Source organism: Rhizobium leucaenae USDA 9039 (assembly GCF_000426285.1).
Classification (GTDB): Bacteria; Pseudomonadota; Alphaproteobacteria; order Rhizobiales; family Rhizobiaceae; genus Rhizobium; species Rhizobium leucaenae.
In genome coordinates this window covers 485606-501804 of record NZ_AUFB01000001.1, presented here as the reverse complement: position 1 = coordinate 501804, position 16199 = coordinate 485606, and the positions used below count along the sequence as shown (strand labels likewise).

The 16199-nt window shown below is 57.3% G+C and carries 17 protein-coding genes and 1 pseudogene; 6 read left to right on the top strand and 12 right to left on the bottom strand.

Annotated features, from left to right (window positions below):
• Positions 1 to 128 precede the first annotated feature (128 nt).
• Entirely contained in the window at positions 129 to 2114 is a 1986-nt protein-coding gene (locus tag K290_RS0102380) for a protein-L-isoaspartate(D-aspartate) O-methyltransferase (protein ID WP_028750384.1), read from the bottom strand.
• Between the two features lie 136 nt (positions 2115 to 2250).
• Positions 2251 to 2460 (bottom strand): hypothetical protein, encoded by a 210-nt coding sequence (locus K290_RS0102375; protein WP_028750383.1) that lies wholly within the window; start codon positions 2458 to 2460, stop codon positions 2251 to 2253.
• A 297-nt stretch (positions 2461 to 2757) separates the two neighbouring features.
• Between K290_RS0102375 and K290_RS37150 the strand changes: the two genes are divergently transcribed.
• The 3 genes from K290_RS37150 (at position 2758) to K290_RS0102360 (ending at position 3442) form a co-directional block, all read left to right on the top strand.
• A complete protein-coding gene (locus K290_RS37150; protein WP_154668537.1) occupies positions 2758 to 2913 on the top strand; it encodes a hypothetical protein in 156 nt (51 codons plus the stop codon).
• Between the two features lie 138 nt (positions 2914 to 3051).
• On the top strand, positions 3052 to 3234 hold the full coding sequence (locus tag K290_RS0102365) for a hypothetical protein (RefSeq protein WP_028750382.1): 183 nt from the start codon (positions 3052 to 3054) through the stop codon (positions 3232 to 3234).
• Between the two features lie 10 nt (positions 3235 to 3244).
• The gene (locus tag K290_RS0102360) at positions 3245 to 3442 is read left to right on the top strand and encodes a hypothetical protein (protein WP_028750381.1); all 198 of its coding nucleotides are present in this window, start codon (positions 3245 to 3247) and stop codon (positions 3440 to 3442) included.
• 122 nt (positions 3443 to 3564) lie between these two features.
• Here the strand turns inward: K290_RS0102360 and K290_RS33710 are convergent, their stop codons facing one another.
• The 8 genes and pseudogenes from K290_RS33710 to K290_RS33695 form a co-directional block, all read right to left on the bottom strand.
• Positions 3565 to 5286, bottom strand: a complete 1722-nt coding sequence (locus K290_RS33710; RefSeq protein WP_081670183.1) for a glycoside hydrolase family 13 protein — start codon at positions 5284 to 5286, stop codon at positions 3565 to 3567.
• 146 nt (positions 5287 to 5432) lie between these two features.
• Positions 5433 to 7097 carry an alpha-amylase family protein gene (locus K290_RS0102350; RefSeq protein WP_051263922.1) on the bottom strand — a complete coding sequence of 555 codons (1665 nt, stop codon included), beginning with the start codon at positions 7095 to 7097 and terminating at the stop codon, positions 5433 to 5435.
• 202 nt (positions 7098 to 7299) lie between these two features.
• Positions 7300 to 7779, bottom strand: a complete 480-nt coding sequence (locus tag K290_RS33705) for a gamma-glutamylcyclotransferase family protein (RefSeq protein WP_051263921.1) — start codon at positions 7777 to 7779, stop codon at positions 7300 to 7302.
• 5 nt (positions 7780 to 7784) lie between these two features.
• Positions 7785 to 8206 (bottom strand): annotated as a pseudogene (locus K290_RS33700) (HD domain-containing protein).
• A 237-nt stretch (positions 8207 to 8443) separates the two neighbouring features.
• Positions 8444 to 8758, bottom strand: a complete 315-nt coding sequence (locus tag K290_RS0102335) for a PRC-barrel domain-containing protein (RefSeq protein ID WP_028750379.1) — start codon at positions 8756 to 8758, stop codon at positions 8444 to 8446.
• Positions 8755 to 9120, bottom strand: a complete 366-nt coding sequence (locus tag K290_RS0102330) for a hypothetical protein (RefSeq protein WP_028750378.1) — start codon at positions 9118 to 9120, stop codon at positions 8755 to 8757. Before K290_RS0102330 ends, K290_RS0102335 begins: the two co-directional genes overlap by 4 nt.
• A 1-nt stretch (position 9121) precedes the next feature.
• Positions 9122 to 10339 (bottom strand): Nramp family divalent metal transporter, encoded by a 1218-nt coding sequence (locus K290_RS0102325; RefSeq protein ID WP_028750377.1) that lies wholly within the window; start codon positions 10337 to 10339, stop codon positions 9122 to 9124.
• A complete protein-coding gene (locus K290_RS33695; protein ID WP_051263920.1) occupies positions 10336 to 10719 on the bottom strand; it encodes a hypothetical protein in 384 nt (127 codons plus the stop codon). Before K290_RS33695 ends, K290_RS0102325 begins: the two co-directional genes overlap by 4 nt.
• A gap of 301 nt (positions 10720 to 11020) precedes the next feature.
• Here K290_RS33695 and K290_RS33690 point away from each other — a divergent pair, with 301 nt between their 5' ends.
• The 3 genes from K290_RS33690 to K290_RS0102305 all read left to right on the top strand — a co-directional run bounded on the left by K290_RS33690 (position 11021) and on the right by K290_RS0102305 (position 12117).
• Complete coding sequence (locus K290_RS33690) at positions 11021 to 11260, top strand: sigma factor (protein ID WP_154668536.1); 240 nt, start codon at positions 11021 to 11023, stop codon at positions 11258 to 11260.
• A gap of 204 nt (positions 11261 to 11464) precedes the next feature.
• Entirely contained in the window at positions 11465 to 11707 is a 243-nt protein-coding gene (locus K290_RS0102310; protein WP_154668535.1) for a hypothetical protein, read from the top strand.
• A 14-nt stretch (positions 11708 to 11721) separates the two neighbouring features.
• Positions 11722 to 12117: a response regulator gene (locus tag K290_RS0102305; RefSeq protein WP_028750375.1), complete on the top strand. Its 396-nt coding sequence runs from the start codon at positions 11722 to 11724 to the stop codon at positions 12115 to 12117.
• 15 nt (positions 12118 to 12132) lie between these two features.
• Here the strand turns inward: K290_RS0102305 and K290_RS0102300 are convergent, their stop codons facing one another.
• Complete coding sequence (locus K290_RS0102300) at positions 12133 to 12516, bottom strand: response regulator (protein ID WP_028750374.1); 384 nt, start codon at positions 12514 to 12516, stop codon at positions 12133 to 12135.
• Positions 12517 to 12591: 75 nt separating this feature from the next.
• The gene (locus K290_RS0102295; RefSeq protein ID WP_154668534.1) at positions 12592 to 16185 is read right to left on the bottom strand and encodes a CheR family methyltransferase; all 3594 of its coding nucleotides are present in this window, start codon (positions 16183 to 16185) and stop codon (positions 12592 to 12594) included.
• Between the last annotated feature and the right edge of the window lie 14 nt (positions 16186 to 16199).

Genomic DNA, 16199 nt, shown 5'->3' with positions numbered 1-16199 from the left:
TTCCATTCTGCGACAGGCTGAATGGGTCTAAAGCTCGTCGCGATCTTTCAGATTCGCTCCGACGCTTTAGCTCTTTGTTTTTGCATGTCGTTCTCCCAAAACCGCCGCACACTTTTACGCGACATGCATTAGAGACCGAATGGAAAAGTGTCCGGCGTTCCTTCTGTGTCCGAAGCGCAATCCAGAGGCCTTATCGGGTGTGTGTGGTCGAACCACACGAAGGCGTCATATTGTTGCGGAAGCGACGCCAGCATGTAATGGCTCATGCGCTCCGTTTCCGGCCGGTAGATCACGCCGATGAAACGTTCGAGACGCTGTTCGACCAGCCGGTCGTGAAGGAGCTGATCACGGTCGAAGTCGAGCAGGAACCTCGGTTTGCGCGAGTCGTGGCATAGACGCTCGTAACTGTCGCTCAGCGAGGGAGCAATGTCCTTGATCTTCATCTCGCCGTCCCAATCGCTGGCTGCTGCCACCTGGCCATCATGCGTGCCGAAGCCTATGGCGGCCGTCTCCCCCTCAAACCGCTGGCGGCAGAGTTGGCCGAGGTTCACCTCTTCATGCACCACGCCCATGTCGGTATGGCGGGCATCGCCTATGTGGGAATTGTGCGCCCAGACGACAGCTTTGGCGTCCGGACCACGAGCGTCCAGGAGATGCTCCAGAGTTTCGGCCATATAACTGTCTCTGAGGTTCCAGGCGTGCCGGCCGCCATAGTACATGATGCGGTAGTATCGCTCTGCGGATGCCAGCAGCTTTGCGCTTTGAGCGGCGTCAAGGAACTCGTCGCCGTCTGGCCCCTCAGTCAACCGTTGCTGGAGCAGATCGCGGCACTGTTGGAGCACCGCCTCTTCGCATGTCCTGTAACCGGAGCTCAGCGCAGCACGGCCGTAGGTCGCCGGATCGTTCTGCCACGGGGTCAGGCAACCATATCGCTCCCGTGCGATCGCAGCCGCATCGGGATCCGTTTTGTCCAAGTATTTCAGGACGGTGGCGATGGAGCCGCTCATATTATAGAGGTCCAGACCGTAGAAGGCGGTTTGCAGAGCTGGGTCAGCCTTTCGGCCATTGGATTCGCGCATCCAGGCGACAAATGCGCTGAACTCGGCATTTCGCCACATCCAACGCGGAAATCGCCGGAAAATCTCCGCCGTGTTCTGCGCCGAGCGCTGGCGAATGTAGCGATCGATGGCGGCGGCATCCGGCCAGTCCGCTTCCACGGCGACGATGTTGAAGCCGTGATGCTCAATGAGATGACGTGTGATGGCAGCCCTGGCCTGATAGAATTCCGACGTGCCGTGCGTCGCCTCCCCAAGCATGACCACGCGCCTGTCGCCAAAGCGATCGAACAATCTGCCGAATGCCGGATCCTCGATGGGCGGCAAGTCCTCGGCAACCTTCGCGATGAGTTCGGGAAGACTGAGTTTTTCGACAGACTTTTCTTCTATGGCGCGTGTGTAGAGAGAGTGCTCCGCCGTCCAACCCTCGGCACCGATCAGCGGCACGAACCGCACGCCGCCAAGATCATCTTCATCGAAGGTGTCTGCACCGGTGCGCGTAACGCGCAGGAGCCGCTGTTCGCTTTCCCCGCCGACGGGAATGATCAGCCGGCCGCCGAGGTCCAGTTGATCCTTCAGGGATTGCGGCACCGATGGGCCGCCGGCCGTCACGACAATGGCGTCGAATGGCGCAGCCTTCGGCCACCCTTTTGATCCGTCCCCGACGCGAACCTCGATATTGCGATAGCCGAGCCTTTGGAAGCGCTGCTTCGCTTCTTCGGCAAGGGCGGCATGCCGCTCAATCGTATAGACGTGCCTGGCGATCCGGCTCATCACCGCCGCCGCATAGCCGGAGCCGGTGCCGATTTCGAGCACCCTGTCATTCGGCTCGATATCGGCCTTCTCGATCATCAGGGCGACGATGAAGGGCTGCGAGATCGTCTGCCCTTCGTTGATCGCAAGCGGCGTATCTTCGTAAGCGAATTCCTCGAAACCTGGATTGACGAAAACTTCCCTCGGCACGGTCCTCATCGCTTTCGTAACGGTGCGGTCCGAAATGCCTCTTCGCTGAAGTTGATACTCGACCATATTGTCGCGTGCTCGCGAAAGAGTGACCAAGGAAGCCTCCATCTTGTGCGGATAGAAAAGTCCCGCTACCGGTCGTGGCAATAGGTTCATGGGGCCGAACAAATGAGCAATGAAAAGGTTCAGCCCGGCGCGGCTTTTTTACTCAGAGCTGCCTCAAACGCTGCCTCTATCGCCATGCGCTCTCATTCTTCTTCTCGTAATCGCTGAAGGCTTTTCTCAATCCCCCAAGCACTTCCGCGGCGGTCTCGAACATCGCCTTGAGTTGCGGCTCATCGACTTTTTCGATGTCCTCGCGCAGGTGATCCATCGTTTCTTTCAGTCGCGCCTGCATCTTTTGTGTGTGATGGCGCGGGTCGCCATTTGCCTTCGTAACCATGACAAATCTCCTTCCGGACATGAAATCGTTGGCTCGCCCACCTCGTTTGTATCCACAAAGTCAAACTCGTGAATGACGGCGCCGGTTCCCCTGCAAATGTGCGGCTAGATATCTTCGAAGATCGTCGTTGAAACTGGATGCGACCGGCGTTCAGCGCATCGGCCCGCAATCCTGCTTTACGGAACATTATCGACAAGACGAGGTTTAACGAAGCGTCCGGGTGCGTTCGCCCGACATCAGCCGGCAGGTGATTTTCCTGCAGCCCGCTGGCTAATGCAACCGCAGCGAGGATGGGAAATGGCCCGTCAGCCCCAAGCCCGCCACCGCATGATGATTTTCGTGGCCGCGATCTTCATCATTGGCTGCTGTATCGCCACCTATTTTGCCATCACCATTCATCCTGGTGAGCCAGTTCCCGGCGCAGGCAGCGCTACATCGCCAAAGAGCCCGTAAGCCGCCGAAGACCGATATACCCGCCGGGGAACATCGTGCCCGCGGTCTAGTTAGCAAGCAGGGATGAAACCACCCGGTCCGGCCGATTATCCTTCGCTCGGGTTGGACGCAATCGGCAGATTAACGAGGAGCAAAATGATGACCAGCAGACCACCACCGGTGCCACCGGAAAACAGAACCGAAAAGGGAACTGGAGATCGTTCGAGGCCCCCGTTGTCCGATACGCATAAGCCCGACACGTCGGTCAACCCGGACAAGAAGGGTCAGCAAGGAAACAGCAAGATCAACACGGTCCATCCCGCCAATCAGCAGGACCGATAAGGAGGATCTTATGTCCACGTCCACAAAGACGCCGGCCAGCATCCGCCAAGGCGGCCCGGGCGCTTCCCATGAGAATGCCAAGGAACCCTTGAAAATCCCGAAGCCACCAGCCGAACCCGATCGCCGCAGCCGCAGCAAGGTTTCCGGCGGCGGAGGCGAGCGCGACAGTCACCACAGCCACGATGCTAAGAAAAAGGGGGGCGGCTGATCCGGGTCGATGCTTCGGAGCGTCGGATACGCCGTGCCGCAGCGATCATCGGGCGCTGCGCCGGCAACCCTTGAGCGGCAGGTTTGGCCGGTGTGCCAGAAACGAATGTGGCCGCTTTGTCGTCACGTGGTACGCGACTTCGTGTCCGGCGCTGTTGTCCCCGTCAACCCCTCGGCGGTGCTTTCCTTTGGCTGCTGGATCGCATGAAGGATGGCCAGAGTCTCGTATGGCTTGAGTTCGATCGTTTCCTTCAGCCGGCTAACGGGCTGATAGTTGGCAATCAAGCATCGCCCTTCCACCTGCAGCTCGTCGGGAAGCGGAAGAGTTACGGTTTCCACCGAGAAATTTGCGAAGACGATCACCTGCTGACCCTCGAATGTCCTTGTATAGGCGAAGATCTGCGGGTGTTGATCGAAATGGGATTGATAGGTGCCATAGACGATCGCGGGATGGTTGGCGCGCAGCGCAACAAGACGCCGGTAATAATTCCAGATCGAGCGGTCGTCACCCATACTCTGCGCCGCATTGATCCGGCTGAAATTCGGATTTGTCTGTATCCATGGGATGCCTGTAGTGAAGCCGCCATGCGGTGCCGTGCTCCATTGCATCGGGGTACGGGCATTATCGCGTGCATTCCGATTGGCGACCGCGATGAATTCCTCCGATGAAAGCCCCGCCTCGACATGCAGGCGATGCATATTGAGCGTCTCGATGTCCCTATATTGGTCGATGGAGGTGAAGGTGGCGTTTGTCATGCCGATTTCTTCACCCTGGTAGATGAAAGGCGTGCCTTTCAGGAAATGCAGGGCGGTTGCGAGCATCGTTGCGGATTCCCGGTGGTAGCCGGTGGCGTCGCCATAGGTCGAAACGGCACGTGGCAGATCATGATTGCCCCAGAAGAGAGAATTCCACCCATCGTCCGACAGCGCATATTGCCATTTGCTGAGGACTGCCTTCAAGCCGACGAGATCGAACGGTTTTGGCCGCCACTTGCCATACACCTTGTCCCATTGTTGAAGGACGTGCTCGAACTGGAAGACCATGGATAATTCTCCGCGCTGCGAGCCGGAGTATAAGAGAGCTGAGCCGGGCGTCGCGCTCCAGGCTTCGCCGACCGTCAAGACATCGCGGCCGCTCAGTGTTTCCCGATGCATCTCCTGAAGGTAGTCATGAAGGCATGGGCCGTCGGCCGTGATCCCCCGATCGACATCCTTGGCGATGCGGTCGATGACATCCATGCGGAAGCCGGCGATGCCGCGGTCCAGCCACCAATTCATCATCTTGTAGATTTCCTGCCGAACGCTCGGATTGTGCCAGTTGAGATCCGGCTGGCGGTGGGAGAATTGATGGAAAAAATATTGACCGGTCGCGGCCTCGAATGTCCAGGCCGGCCCTCCGAACACGGAGAGAAGGTCGTTCGGAAGCGTACCGTCCTCGTTGGGAGAGCGCCAAATATAGAAATCGCGATAGGGGCTGTCCTTGGAGGCGCGGGCATCGAGGAACCAGGGGTGCTCATCGGACGTGTGATTGACGACAAGATCGAGAATGATGCCGATCTCACGCTTGCGCGCCTCCGCAAGCAGCTCATCGAAATCGGCAAGCGTTCCGAACTCCGGCGCGATATCCTGATAGTCCGAGATATCATAGCCGTTGTCATCCATCGGCGACTTGTAGATCGGCGAAAGCCAGATCAATCCAATTCCGAGGGAGTGGAGATAGTCGAGCCGGGAGGTTATGCCGGGAATGTCGCCGATGCCATCTCCGTTGCTATCGAAGAAGCTGCGCGGGTAGATCTGGTAGGCCGTCTTGGCATGCCACCATTCGGTGGCTGGTTTGGCGGTCATGGGAGCCTCTTGGATTATCGCGGCAAGCGCGTCCTTTCTCTGGCGCCATCTTGGCGCCCTCGGCGGTATGAACTAGGCCACAACCGCCGCCGCGCGCATAGGTTCCGCCTCGCCCTTGCCAATCTCCCGTTTTTTAGGAGAGTTGTTCATGCCGCTGTCGACGGATTGCTCCGAAACCAACGATACCCATAGGCATCAAGCTCGATCGTAGTACTGCTGCCCTTCTTCTCGGGGTAGACCCTGTTGCCCAACAATTCGGCAAGCTGTTCCGCCTCGTCTTCACCGAGATCCAACTTCACGCGGCAATTTCGCGGTGCAAGGTTGTGAACGATCAGAACCGTGCCTTGCTCCCAAGTAAACTTCTGAGCGAAAACGGCCGGGTTGTCCGTTTCAAGGCAGTTCCATTTGCCCCAGCCGACTTCGGGACAGGACTGTCGCGTGTCGACAAGCCGCCGTACCCAGTTGAGCAGCGACTCGGGGTCGCGCTGCTGCGTCTCGACATTGATCTTATCGGCGCCGTGATCGCCAGTCATGACAACAGGGTGGATAAGATATTCTTCCGCGCAGGTGGAGAAGCCCGCATTCTCGTTGTCGGACCATTGCATGCAGGTGCGTACCGGCCAGCGCTCCGGCAGGCAAAGCTCGTCGCCAAACCCAAGTTCGTCGCCGTAATAAATGACGGGTATGCCGGGAAGGCTGAACATCAGGCTGAACGCCATTTCGATCCTCCTGCGCTCGTTGCGGAGCATCGGCGCCAGCCGGCGGCGAATGCCGCGGCCATAAAGGCGCATGTCGGCATCGGGGGCAAAGGCGTCGTAGACCTCGTTCCGCTCCTTCTCCGTGAGGCGGCCGAGATCGAGCTCATCGTGATTGCGCAGGAATTGCACCCATTGGCAAAGCTGTGGCAACTTCGGGAGCCGGGTGAGCCCCCGCGCGAGAGGGGCGGCAGAATTGCTCGCCAGGGCCAGAAACAGATATTGATTTGCAAGAAAGGCAAAAAGCATGTGAAGGCGGGAGCCGCCGCCGAAAAACTGCGGCATCTCCTTCGGAGGCACATTTGCTTCGGCAATCAAGACGGCGTCGCCGCGGCGCCAGGATAAGAAGTCGCGCAACTCGCCGAAAAACTCATAGTCCCGTGATGCAGCCCGATCGGGGCTGATTTCCTCAACGAGGAACGGTGCTGCGTCTATCCGAAATCCTGACACGCCGAGTTCCAGCCAAAAGCCGACGATCTTGAAAATTTCTTCCCGCACCGCCGGATTGCTGATGTTGAGGTCCGGCTGGTGCGGATAGAAGCGATGATAGTACCAGGCCCTCGCCAGCGGATCATAGGTCCATACACTTGATTGGTGGCCGGGAAAGGCCATGCCGTGATTGACGTTTGCCGGCTTGGTTTTCGACCAGTTGTAGTAATCGCGAAAGGGTGAACGAGGGTCGGAGCGCGCCTGTTGAAACCAGGGGTGCTGCTCGGACGTATGATTGATCGGCAGATCGATGATGAGCTTCAAGCCGCGCAGCCGCGCCTGGTGACTGAATTCCACAAAATCGCCAAGCGTCCCGAGCTCTGGGGCGATATTATAATAGTCGGTAACGTCGTAGCCGTAATCCATCCCAGGGCTGGGGTAAAATGGCAGCAACCACAGGCAGGTGACACCGAGCCGTGCGATATAATCGAGCTGATCGGTCAGACCTTTGAAGTCACCAATTCCGTCACCGTCACTGTCCATGAAGGTGCCGACATTGAGGCTGTAGATGACGCAATTCTTATACCAGAGGTCAATCACGTTCGAGCGTCCGACATTGGGCAACATGCCGCCGAGCCGGCGTCCGATGCCGGCTCTCCCGGACCACCCCAGAGTCCAAAGAATGCTGCTCGCACTATGCGCCGTTTGATCCCCGGCATATGCTGAGATCGCTGACCTAAACCGTGTCCGGTGATAAATGTTCCGGGGACGATGCGGGTGCAGCGAATTCCCCAATCCGATGCTCAATGGCTAATGAATAGGTCGGCGGTCACCGGAGCCTTGCATCTTTGGAATATATCCCGCGGCTCTGGTCCTGCGCTTTTTCGATGCGTTGTTCCGGTGGAACGAAGCGGCGATCGTCGTATGTGGAAAGATAGTTTGAATGGATGGGTTTTGCTAAGCTTCGCGATTTGAAATAAGCGAACGCAATGCAGGAATTGCCGCCGGCCACCGGCTCCAGCTCGATCAATCCGCGGAAATGACCGGGTTTGCCGATCGATTCCATGGCATCGAGATGTCGCAGCGCCTGATCGTCGAGTTCGTAAAGCTCTCCTCTCACAATCGTACCATTTCCTGGCTCGTCGAACATCATGGGCGCAAACCAGCGACCGGCGATCAGCATGGGGTAAGGTTTTCGCGTTTGGAAGAAGCCGCGGTATTGCGCTCGGGCCAGTCCCCGCTCATGCAAGGAGAATCCCCTTTTCAGGGTCCCGAATGCAAATAGACGAATAGCCGCTGATATGCTCATCCTTCTCAGCCATCTTCTTCCCGAAGGATGTCGAGACCACGCTGATACTTATCCGTTTCACCGCCAATCTGCCGTTGCTGCCATAGGTTGTCTTCGAGGTCGGCCTTCTTCACCGGCCTCGCGATGGGAGTTGCGATTGCGCGGCGAACAAAGGCATTCTCATCTTCGTCGGGGCGTTTGGTGAGCGCATCGACGGCTGCGAGCACTGCTGGAGAAAAACCTTCCTGATTGAGGCGATTGATGGTCCAGCCCGGGCCTTTTCTACGACATCGTGCAGATATGCCACGATCTTCCTGTCCTGACCCGAAACCGCAAAGGCCACGCGACGACAATGCTGAATGTAAGGATTGCCGAGCTTATCGGTCTGGCCCGCATGCGCTTTGCTCGCGACTTCGATAGCATGATCCAGGGCGGTGGTTGATGACATTGGCACCTCGTCGGTTATTCGCCGCTAGAGTCATGGCGAGACAAGCCACGTCGTCTTCAGCGGTGAGACGTTCGACATTCCTGCCGCATGGAACTGCGGCGTCCCCAAAATTGGACGTCACGATTCCTGTCTCGAATAATGAACCTAAACCGAGGAGATCGCGGGAAGTTCCCGGCGAGACCAGCGGTGCCGCTGCGTTGGTTGCGGTATGCGAACGCTCGGCGGCGATGCGCATGCTTATCGAGACCTCGCGTCAAGCTCCGCGGCGCTGCAGCGGAGTTTCAGATGGTCGAGATCCGTCAAATCGAGCTTGTCCCATGGAACGATATGACCGCTTGGCCGGTCCTTGAAGCCGAAGGGCCGCAGAATGGCGTGGCCAATCGTCGTTGCCGATAGTCGTTCGAGTAAGCCAAGCGCTCCGAGGTGATATTCGACGACCATGTAATCTTCGTCGGCAGGTTCTGCTTTGATCTCTTCCAAGCGCCCGATGGGCCGATCGTTGATATCGTAGACCTGCGCTCCGAGCAGGAGTTCGAGGTGAATCTCCGTCACGACAGGCCTCCCGGAATGTAGCGGAGGATGTGTTGTCTCAACCATTCCTGCACCTGTTCGAGCGGTGTCTCGCTGTCGTCGACATCGGCTTCGATATCGAGGCCGACATCGGTGATTTTCGACCATGGGATCCGATAGGGGCGCCAACGGTCACTCGCCCGCTTTCGTTGGGAAAAGCGGAGTATCCATGCATAGAGGCGCCGGCTAAGTCTTCGTGCCAGCGTCAAGCTGCCCATCTCGATGAAGGCGACCTTGAGCTGACCGCCATTGTCGGCCGTGAGCACGATCCCGTCGACTTTTCCAATACGAGCCTGCCGGCGATCGACGACCTGCTTATCCAGAACATCATGGACAAGATGCATGTCAGCCTCCGAAGATTTCCAGGGGTGTGGCTACAATCGAAAGTACGAATGCCATGGCGACGATAAAGATCACGGCTGCATTGCCGATCCATCCGTTTCTGTGCTCTCCCACATAGGTTGGATCGTTCATCAGGATGAGAAAAGGAACGACGCCGAACGGCAGGCTGATGGCGGTGATCGCCATCGAAAAGATGGTGAGTTTGAGCGGATCGATGCCGACGGCGATCGGGATCATGGCGATCAGAAGCGAAGCCGTATAGACGAGGCAGAAGGCGGGATTGTCTCTCGGCTTTGCGTCTTCCGACCAATTCCACCCGAAGCCCTGCGCAACCAGATAGGCCTGCGCTAGACCCACTTCGAGGACTGCACCCAAGCAGGTGATCCCGAGCGAAGCGGCAAAGAGATAGAACCCCCATTTTCCGAAGGCAGGCGTGAGGATCATGGCTATCTGCTCATATCCTTCGATGTCTTCGATCCCCCTCGCAGGATAGATCATTGCAGCCAGCACCATGATGGCGGCGGTGATGATTGCGCCGAAACTCATGCCAATAATTGCGATCGCGCGGTTGGCGCCGAAGTAGCTCTTGTCCCATTTATCCTCGATGGCCCCTGACGAATAGAAGTAGAAGAGATAGGGAGAGATGAGGGCGCCCAATATTCCGACGACGATGAAGCTGTAGTGCAGTGGGTCTTCGCTGGGCATTGTCGGCACCATGCCTTTCACGACTTGGTCCCACGGCGGACCCATGACGAAGACTGCGACGACGAACGAGAGAGCTATCAGCCCCAAAGACGAGATGCCGTTCTCGATCAGGCCGAACGTTCCTCGCCAGAGCAAGAGCCAGACAGCACACGTCACGGGCAATGCCCACCATTGAAATTTCACCCCGGTCAGGAACTGCAGCGCAAGCGATACGCCCCCGATCTCGGCCGCCAGAACGAGAAGATTGACGACGAATGCGATCGCTAGCGTCAGAAGAAAAATGTTGGCGCCGAACCTGGCTCGAATTCCGTCGGCGATTGTGTAATGGCTCGCGATTGCGAAGCGCCCCGACATTTCAACCAGAAAAATCACGCAGACCGTGCCGAGCACGATGGCCCAGAGAGGAGTGAATTGATAGGCTGCCCCGGCCTGGCTCGCTGTTGCGATATTCCCCGTTTCAAGAAAGCCGCCGATGCTCGTGACGACGCCAAGCGATATCTGCAGCAATTTTTTCATTGTGCCGCTCCGGAGCTGGCTTTCAACTCGGCTTCGAGCCCCCGTAAATCCTGCAGATGCTGCGAAACCGTACCCGTTCGGCCACTGACGATATCGTCATGCGCGGCACCGATGATCGTGGTGAGACGGCCTGCCACGTCCATTAGATTCTGGGAAGAGGTCGGAAGTTCCTTCGACAGACCGGCGATCTCCTTTCCGCATCGCTCCATGGTGAGTGCGGTAAAGCTGTCCGTTACGAGCATTTTGGCCCGTGCCTCCAAGGCCATATCTGCTGTTGCGCTCCAGGAGAGCACCGCCTGAATTTGGCGTTTGGTCTGCTGCTGTCCGTCCGAGCAGGAGGCCATGCTCATGAGCAGTAGGGCGACGACAAAAACTTTCACAACAGACTCCTCACGGAATGCCGCCCAAGCTCGATATCGCCAATATAATCAAATAGGGGGCAGGTAAGTTCCAAGCCGTGACGCCCGAGCATCTCGGTGAATTGCGGACTTAAACTCTATGGCCTCTGAAGAAGCTCGGCAGAGTATGGGTCCAAATCTAAGAAGACGCTGGATCTTCAGATTTCTGAGGGGAGGTAGGAACAAGCCGAGGATCATACCCGTTAAAAAATTGTCGGACGGCGTGAATGCCTTCCGACGAAGATAGACGGAACAATCGTATGAGTTAGTGAAAGAGAATATCGTGACGGATATTTCCCGACACCATCGATTGCGGGCTGAAATCGAGGAGCTTATGCCGACGTTGCGAGCATTGGCGGAAGCGATCTGCAGAAATCCGACCGATGCAGAGGATCTCGTGCAGGAGACAGTCGCGACAACGCTCGCAAGCCTGGCTCAGTTCCCTGAGGGCACTTCACTGGAGTGGTGGATGTTTGCAACGATGTACGACAGTTTTCGTCGAAAATTCGAGATTTCGAAGTAAAGATCCAGGAGGAATAAAGGCAATCTCCGGTAAAGGAGATCGCACGAGCTCTAGAGGAGCAAGTAATCTGCGCCAGGAGACAAGGAAATTGCTTATCTGCTCGTTCATGCAATGGAAGCGGCTGGATTTGAGCCATAACTGAGTTCATGATGCGCAGGAAATCTCCTTCAGGAGGCCACCATGCGCAGACGCGAGGAACTTGCAATGGCAGTCGGCCATGTGCGTGATGGTGAAAAACGTGTTCTGAGGCAAGAAGCGCTGATCGGCAGGTTGCAGGCGGGCGGTCATCCCAGCGAACAGGCTGTGGAATTGCTGGATACCTTCAACATCACCCTGGATCTGATGAGAGGTCATCTGCATATCATCGAAGTTGAAATCGACGAGGAACGGCACCTCAAAAAGTTAGCGCGTCAGGCACGGTTCAAGGCCGTCGGCAAACCGATCTAGGACGTCCGGATATCATGAGTAAAGAGCACTCGGAGCAGCCAGTGGTTTTGGTAGTGGAAGATGAGTATCTGCTCGCCTTCGATTTGGCCGATTCACTCGGCGATCGCGACCTTATTGTCCTCGGGCCAGCGCCTACGATCGCTCAAGCCTTATCTCTTATCGCTGAGACGGATGAGATCGATTGCGCCATTCTCGATGTCAGTATCAAAGGGGAGATGGTCTTTCCCGTGGCCGAGGCGCTGTCAGAGCGGGGAATACCGTTCGTATTTACCACCGGATATGAAAAATCCGTTTTCGGCGAACGGTTCAGCGACATCGAGGTCTATTCGAAGCCTCTCGATATCGAGCGCGTTACGACGGAAATCTCCACTTTGGCGCATGACCACTGCGTCAAGCGCGGGCATGCGTAACGCGCGAAACGTTGATCAAGAATCCTGCGGCCGTGGGCCAAACAGGGCTCGCGCAATATGCTCGATCTCGATCGGCTTTTCGCAAAGAACAAAGCCGGTGAAATGCGCAGGGATGATCGACGGATCATAACCGGTGGCAAAGACATAAGGGATGTTCAGTTCATCCAGCCTTTCGGCGACGGGAAACACCATTTCGCCGTCGAGGTGTACATCGAGGATCGCCGCATCGACACCTTCATCCTGGATCAATTCGAGAGCCTGGTCGACCCTTGCGGTTGGCCCGACGACTATAGCCCCGAGCTTCAGCAATTGCCGGCGCGCCTCGTTTGCGAGTAGATACTCGTCTTCCACGATCAAAACCCGTCGGCCGGAAAAGAACTGGCTGTAGCTCTGGCTCATCTCGTCAGACCGATCGTTTTTGAATTGCGGGGGCGCAAAGGTCCTCAGACATGGTGTCAGCCGCGGGTTTACATTTCAATGGCTCGCCTCATGCAGTTTGATTTTCTCGGAAAGAGGCAGTTCGATGGTGCAGATCAATCCTTCCGGCGTGAATTCAAGCCGCCCGCTGCCGCCGAACTGATAGGGTACGACATTCTCGATCAGTTCGGACCCAAATCCGCGCCGGGCCGGCCTCTCCGGCAATCCTGTCAGCCCCGTCTCTTGCCAGACCAGCTTCAAATAACGCTCCTTGCCATTGCCGTGATTATGGAAAGATATGTTCAACTTTCCACCGTCTCGCGACAATGCGCCGTATTTCACGGCATTGCTTGTCAGTTCATGGATCGCGAGACTCATGTTCTCCGCGACTTTCCCGAACAGGGCCGCATTCGGGCCTGTAATTGTGACCGGATTTTCATCCATACCGGTCTGCGCGGATATTTCGCTTTCGATCAGCCCTTTGAGGTCCATGGCGGCGTCCGGCGCGCTGGTCAACAAGGTCTGCGTTCTCGCCATTGCATTGATGCGGCCTTCCAGATGATGGGCGTAATCTGCCACCGTCTCGCTGATCTCAGCGGTATGGGCGGCAATCGAACGGACGATCGCAAGCGTATTGCGCACGCGGTGCTGGAGCTCGTGCAGCAAAATCTGCTGATGCTCTTGAAGAAGCTGCATTTCGTGCACATCGGTCGCCGTTCCGAACCATTCGAGCACTTTGCCGGCATCGTTCCTCACCGGGCGGGCCCGAAGATGCACGGTCCTGTATGCATTGGTTTCGGCATTGAACAGCCGATGCTCCAATTCGAGCAGTCCAGTATTTTCGGCTTCCTTCCAGGCTTCCACGACCTTCCTGCGATCATCGGGATGTATGGGTTCAAGCCAGCCTCTGCCGAGCGATGCAATCTCGGTCTGACCGGTGTAAGCCGTCCATTGCGGACTGCTCCAGGTCCAATTGCCCTCCGCCGCCGCCCGCCAGACAAGCTGCGGAATGCCTTCGACGACGGAACGCAGAAGCGCTTCGCGATCGCGCAGCCGCTCCTCGGCTCTGACGAGGGCGGTCACGTCCATGAAGGTCAGGACGGCACCCTCAATGACATTGTCGACGCTGCGATAGGGCAGCACGCGGATGAGATATTGCGAGCCGGTCTGCGGGTTTTTCGTCTCCCGTTCCATGCTGCTCAGCGTCCGGATAACGCGACGCGCATCCTGCTCGAGATCGTCATAGGCAATTCTGGCGGCGATGTGATGGATTGGTCTGCCGAGATCGGTATCGATCAGATGGAATATGTCCGTGATCGCGGGCGTGAAGCTTTTGATGCGCAGGTCATTGTCCAGAAAGACCGCGGCAATCTGCGTGCTGTCGAGCAGGTTTCTGAGGTCGGAATTCGCGCGTGCCAGTTCTTCCACGCGATGAGCCAGTTCGCCATTGACCGTCTGAAGCTCTTCGTTGAGCGATTGGAGTTCCTCCTTGGAGGTCTCCAGTTCCTCGTTCGAAGATTGCAGCTCTTCGTTGACGGATTGGTATTCCTCGTTCGAAGCCTTCAGTTCTTCGTTGGTGCTTTCCAGCTCTTCGACCGTCGCCTGCAGCCGGTCGCGCGCCTGGCGAAGCTCGTCCTCCAGGCGCCGGACATGTTCTTCCTGACCGGCAGATGGAATGAGGCTGCCGGCTTCATCCTCGCCGACCACCTGGCCATCCTGGAGGATCACCATGAAACGCGGCGGCTGTCCCGGCGCGGGGTCGATCGGTTCGATCGACATGGTCACCAGCAAGGCACTGCCGTTCTGGCCCACCTTCAAGCCGCCGACCTTGACGGTCGCCTTGTCGGTTTCTGCCTTGTGAAGCGCCGCGCGCAGATCTATGCGCAGGTCACGATGGATCAGGTTGAAGACATTGAGGCTAGCGTGGCCCGAAGGCGGATCGATGAACTTGCCGGTGCGACCCGAAAAATGCAGCACGTCATGGTTTTCATCGACGATCATGTAAGCCGGCGCATAACGCTCCATGATCCGCTCGGTCTGCTTCGTGAGTACGGACACGTTGTTGACGGCGGGGCGCATTCCGGAGGGCATGGACGGCGCGTTGCGCTCGGTGGCCGCCGACAACGGAAAATCCGGCAGCAGACGCGTCATGGTTTCGATCTGGCGGAAAATCCGGAAGCGGCGATCTACCGGCGTAAAAAGCTTCCCATGGCGGCTGACATTCTCGGAATTTCCAAGAAACAGATAACCGCCTGGCCGCAGGGCGAAATGGAAGAGCGGAATGACCCTGTTCTGAAGTTCGGCGCCCAGATAGATCAGAAGGTTGCGGCACGAAACCATATCGAGCCTTGAGAAGGGCGCATCCTTGATGAGATTGTGCTGTGAAAACAAGCACATTTCCCGCAGTTCCTTGACCACGGAATAGGTTTCGCCCTCTTTGACGAACCAGCGCGCCAGCCGCTCAGGAGTAACATCCTTGATGGCGGAGGCGGCGTACCGTCCGACACGCGCCTGTGCCAGCGCGCGATTGTCGATATCGGTCGCGAATATCTGGATATGCGGCACGATGTCGAGCCGTGCCATCTGCTCACGCAATAGAATGGCAATCGAATAGGCTTCTTCGCCCGTGGCGCAGCCAAGCACCCATACGCGGATGTGATCGCCCGCTCCCTTGCCTTCGAAGAGTTTGGGAATGACCTCTCGTTCGAGATACTCGAACTCTTTCGTATCCCGGAAGAAATGCGTGACGCCGATCAGCAGGTCGTTGAACAGGCTGTTCGCCTCGTCGGCGTCCGTACGCAGAAATTCGAGGTAATTTTCGATCGTGTCGGTCTGTGTTACCTGGATGCGGCGCTGCACGCGCCTCAAGAACGTATTGGGCTTGTACCCGTGAAAATCGTGACCTGTCCGGTTGCGAAGAACGGCGGCGATCCGGGTCAACTGTGGGCCGGCTTGCATGACCAGTTCGTCGAAATCCTGCGCAAGCGTCTGGCGCTGAAGGCTGCGGATCTGAGCCTTGATTCGGGTCGCCAACTCCTCGGCGGGCAAAATCAGATCCGCCACCGCAGCCGCACTCTTAGGCTGTGAGGACGGGTGGGAAATGTCGACGGATTCCTGGCCGCTTTCAGCAAGCGCCAATCCGCCCTGTTCCTTGACGGCAATAATACCGAGGGTTCCGTCCGTCCCGCAGCCGCTCATGACAAGCCCGATGGCCCGCTTTTGCTCCTGCTCGGCCAGCGAAACCAGGAAGCTGTCCATGGTCCCGCGTTCACCGGATGTGTCGGAGGCATGATGTATCTGCAGGCGATCATTTTTCAAGGCGACGGTCACGCCGGCTGGAACGATATAGATGCGCTCGGATTCTATCGCTTCGTCGTTCGAAGCCAACTTTACGGTACGCCCGCTCACCGCCGCCAGACGAGCCTGGAATGCCTCCTGATCGAAGGCGTCACGATATTGCATTACGATGACAAATGCGGCGCCCGGAGAAGAGTGCATATGCTCGAACAAGACTTCGAGACTGCCGGTCTCCGTCGCGGACGCTCCGATCCCCACTATGATCGGCGACCGCAAGGCCGCACCCTCGTTGGTCTCAACTCCGGTATTCGCCAAAAGCTCGTCGCTTTTCTTTACCCGAGATTTCTTTGTCACGTCTGGCGTTCCAT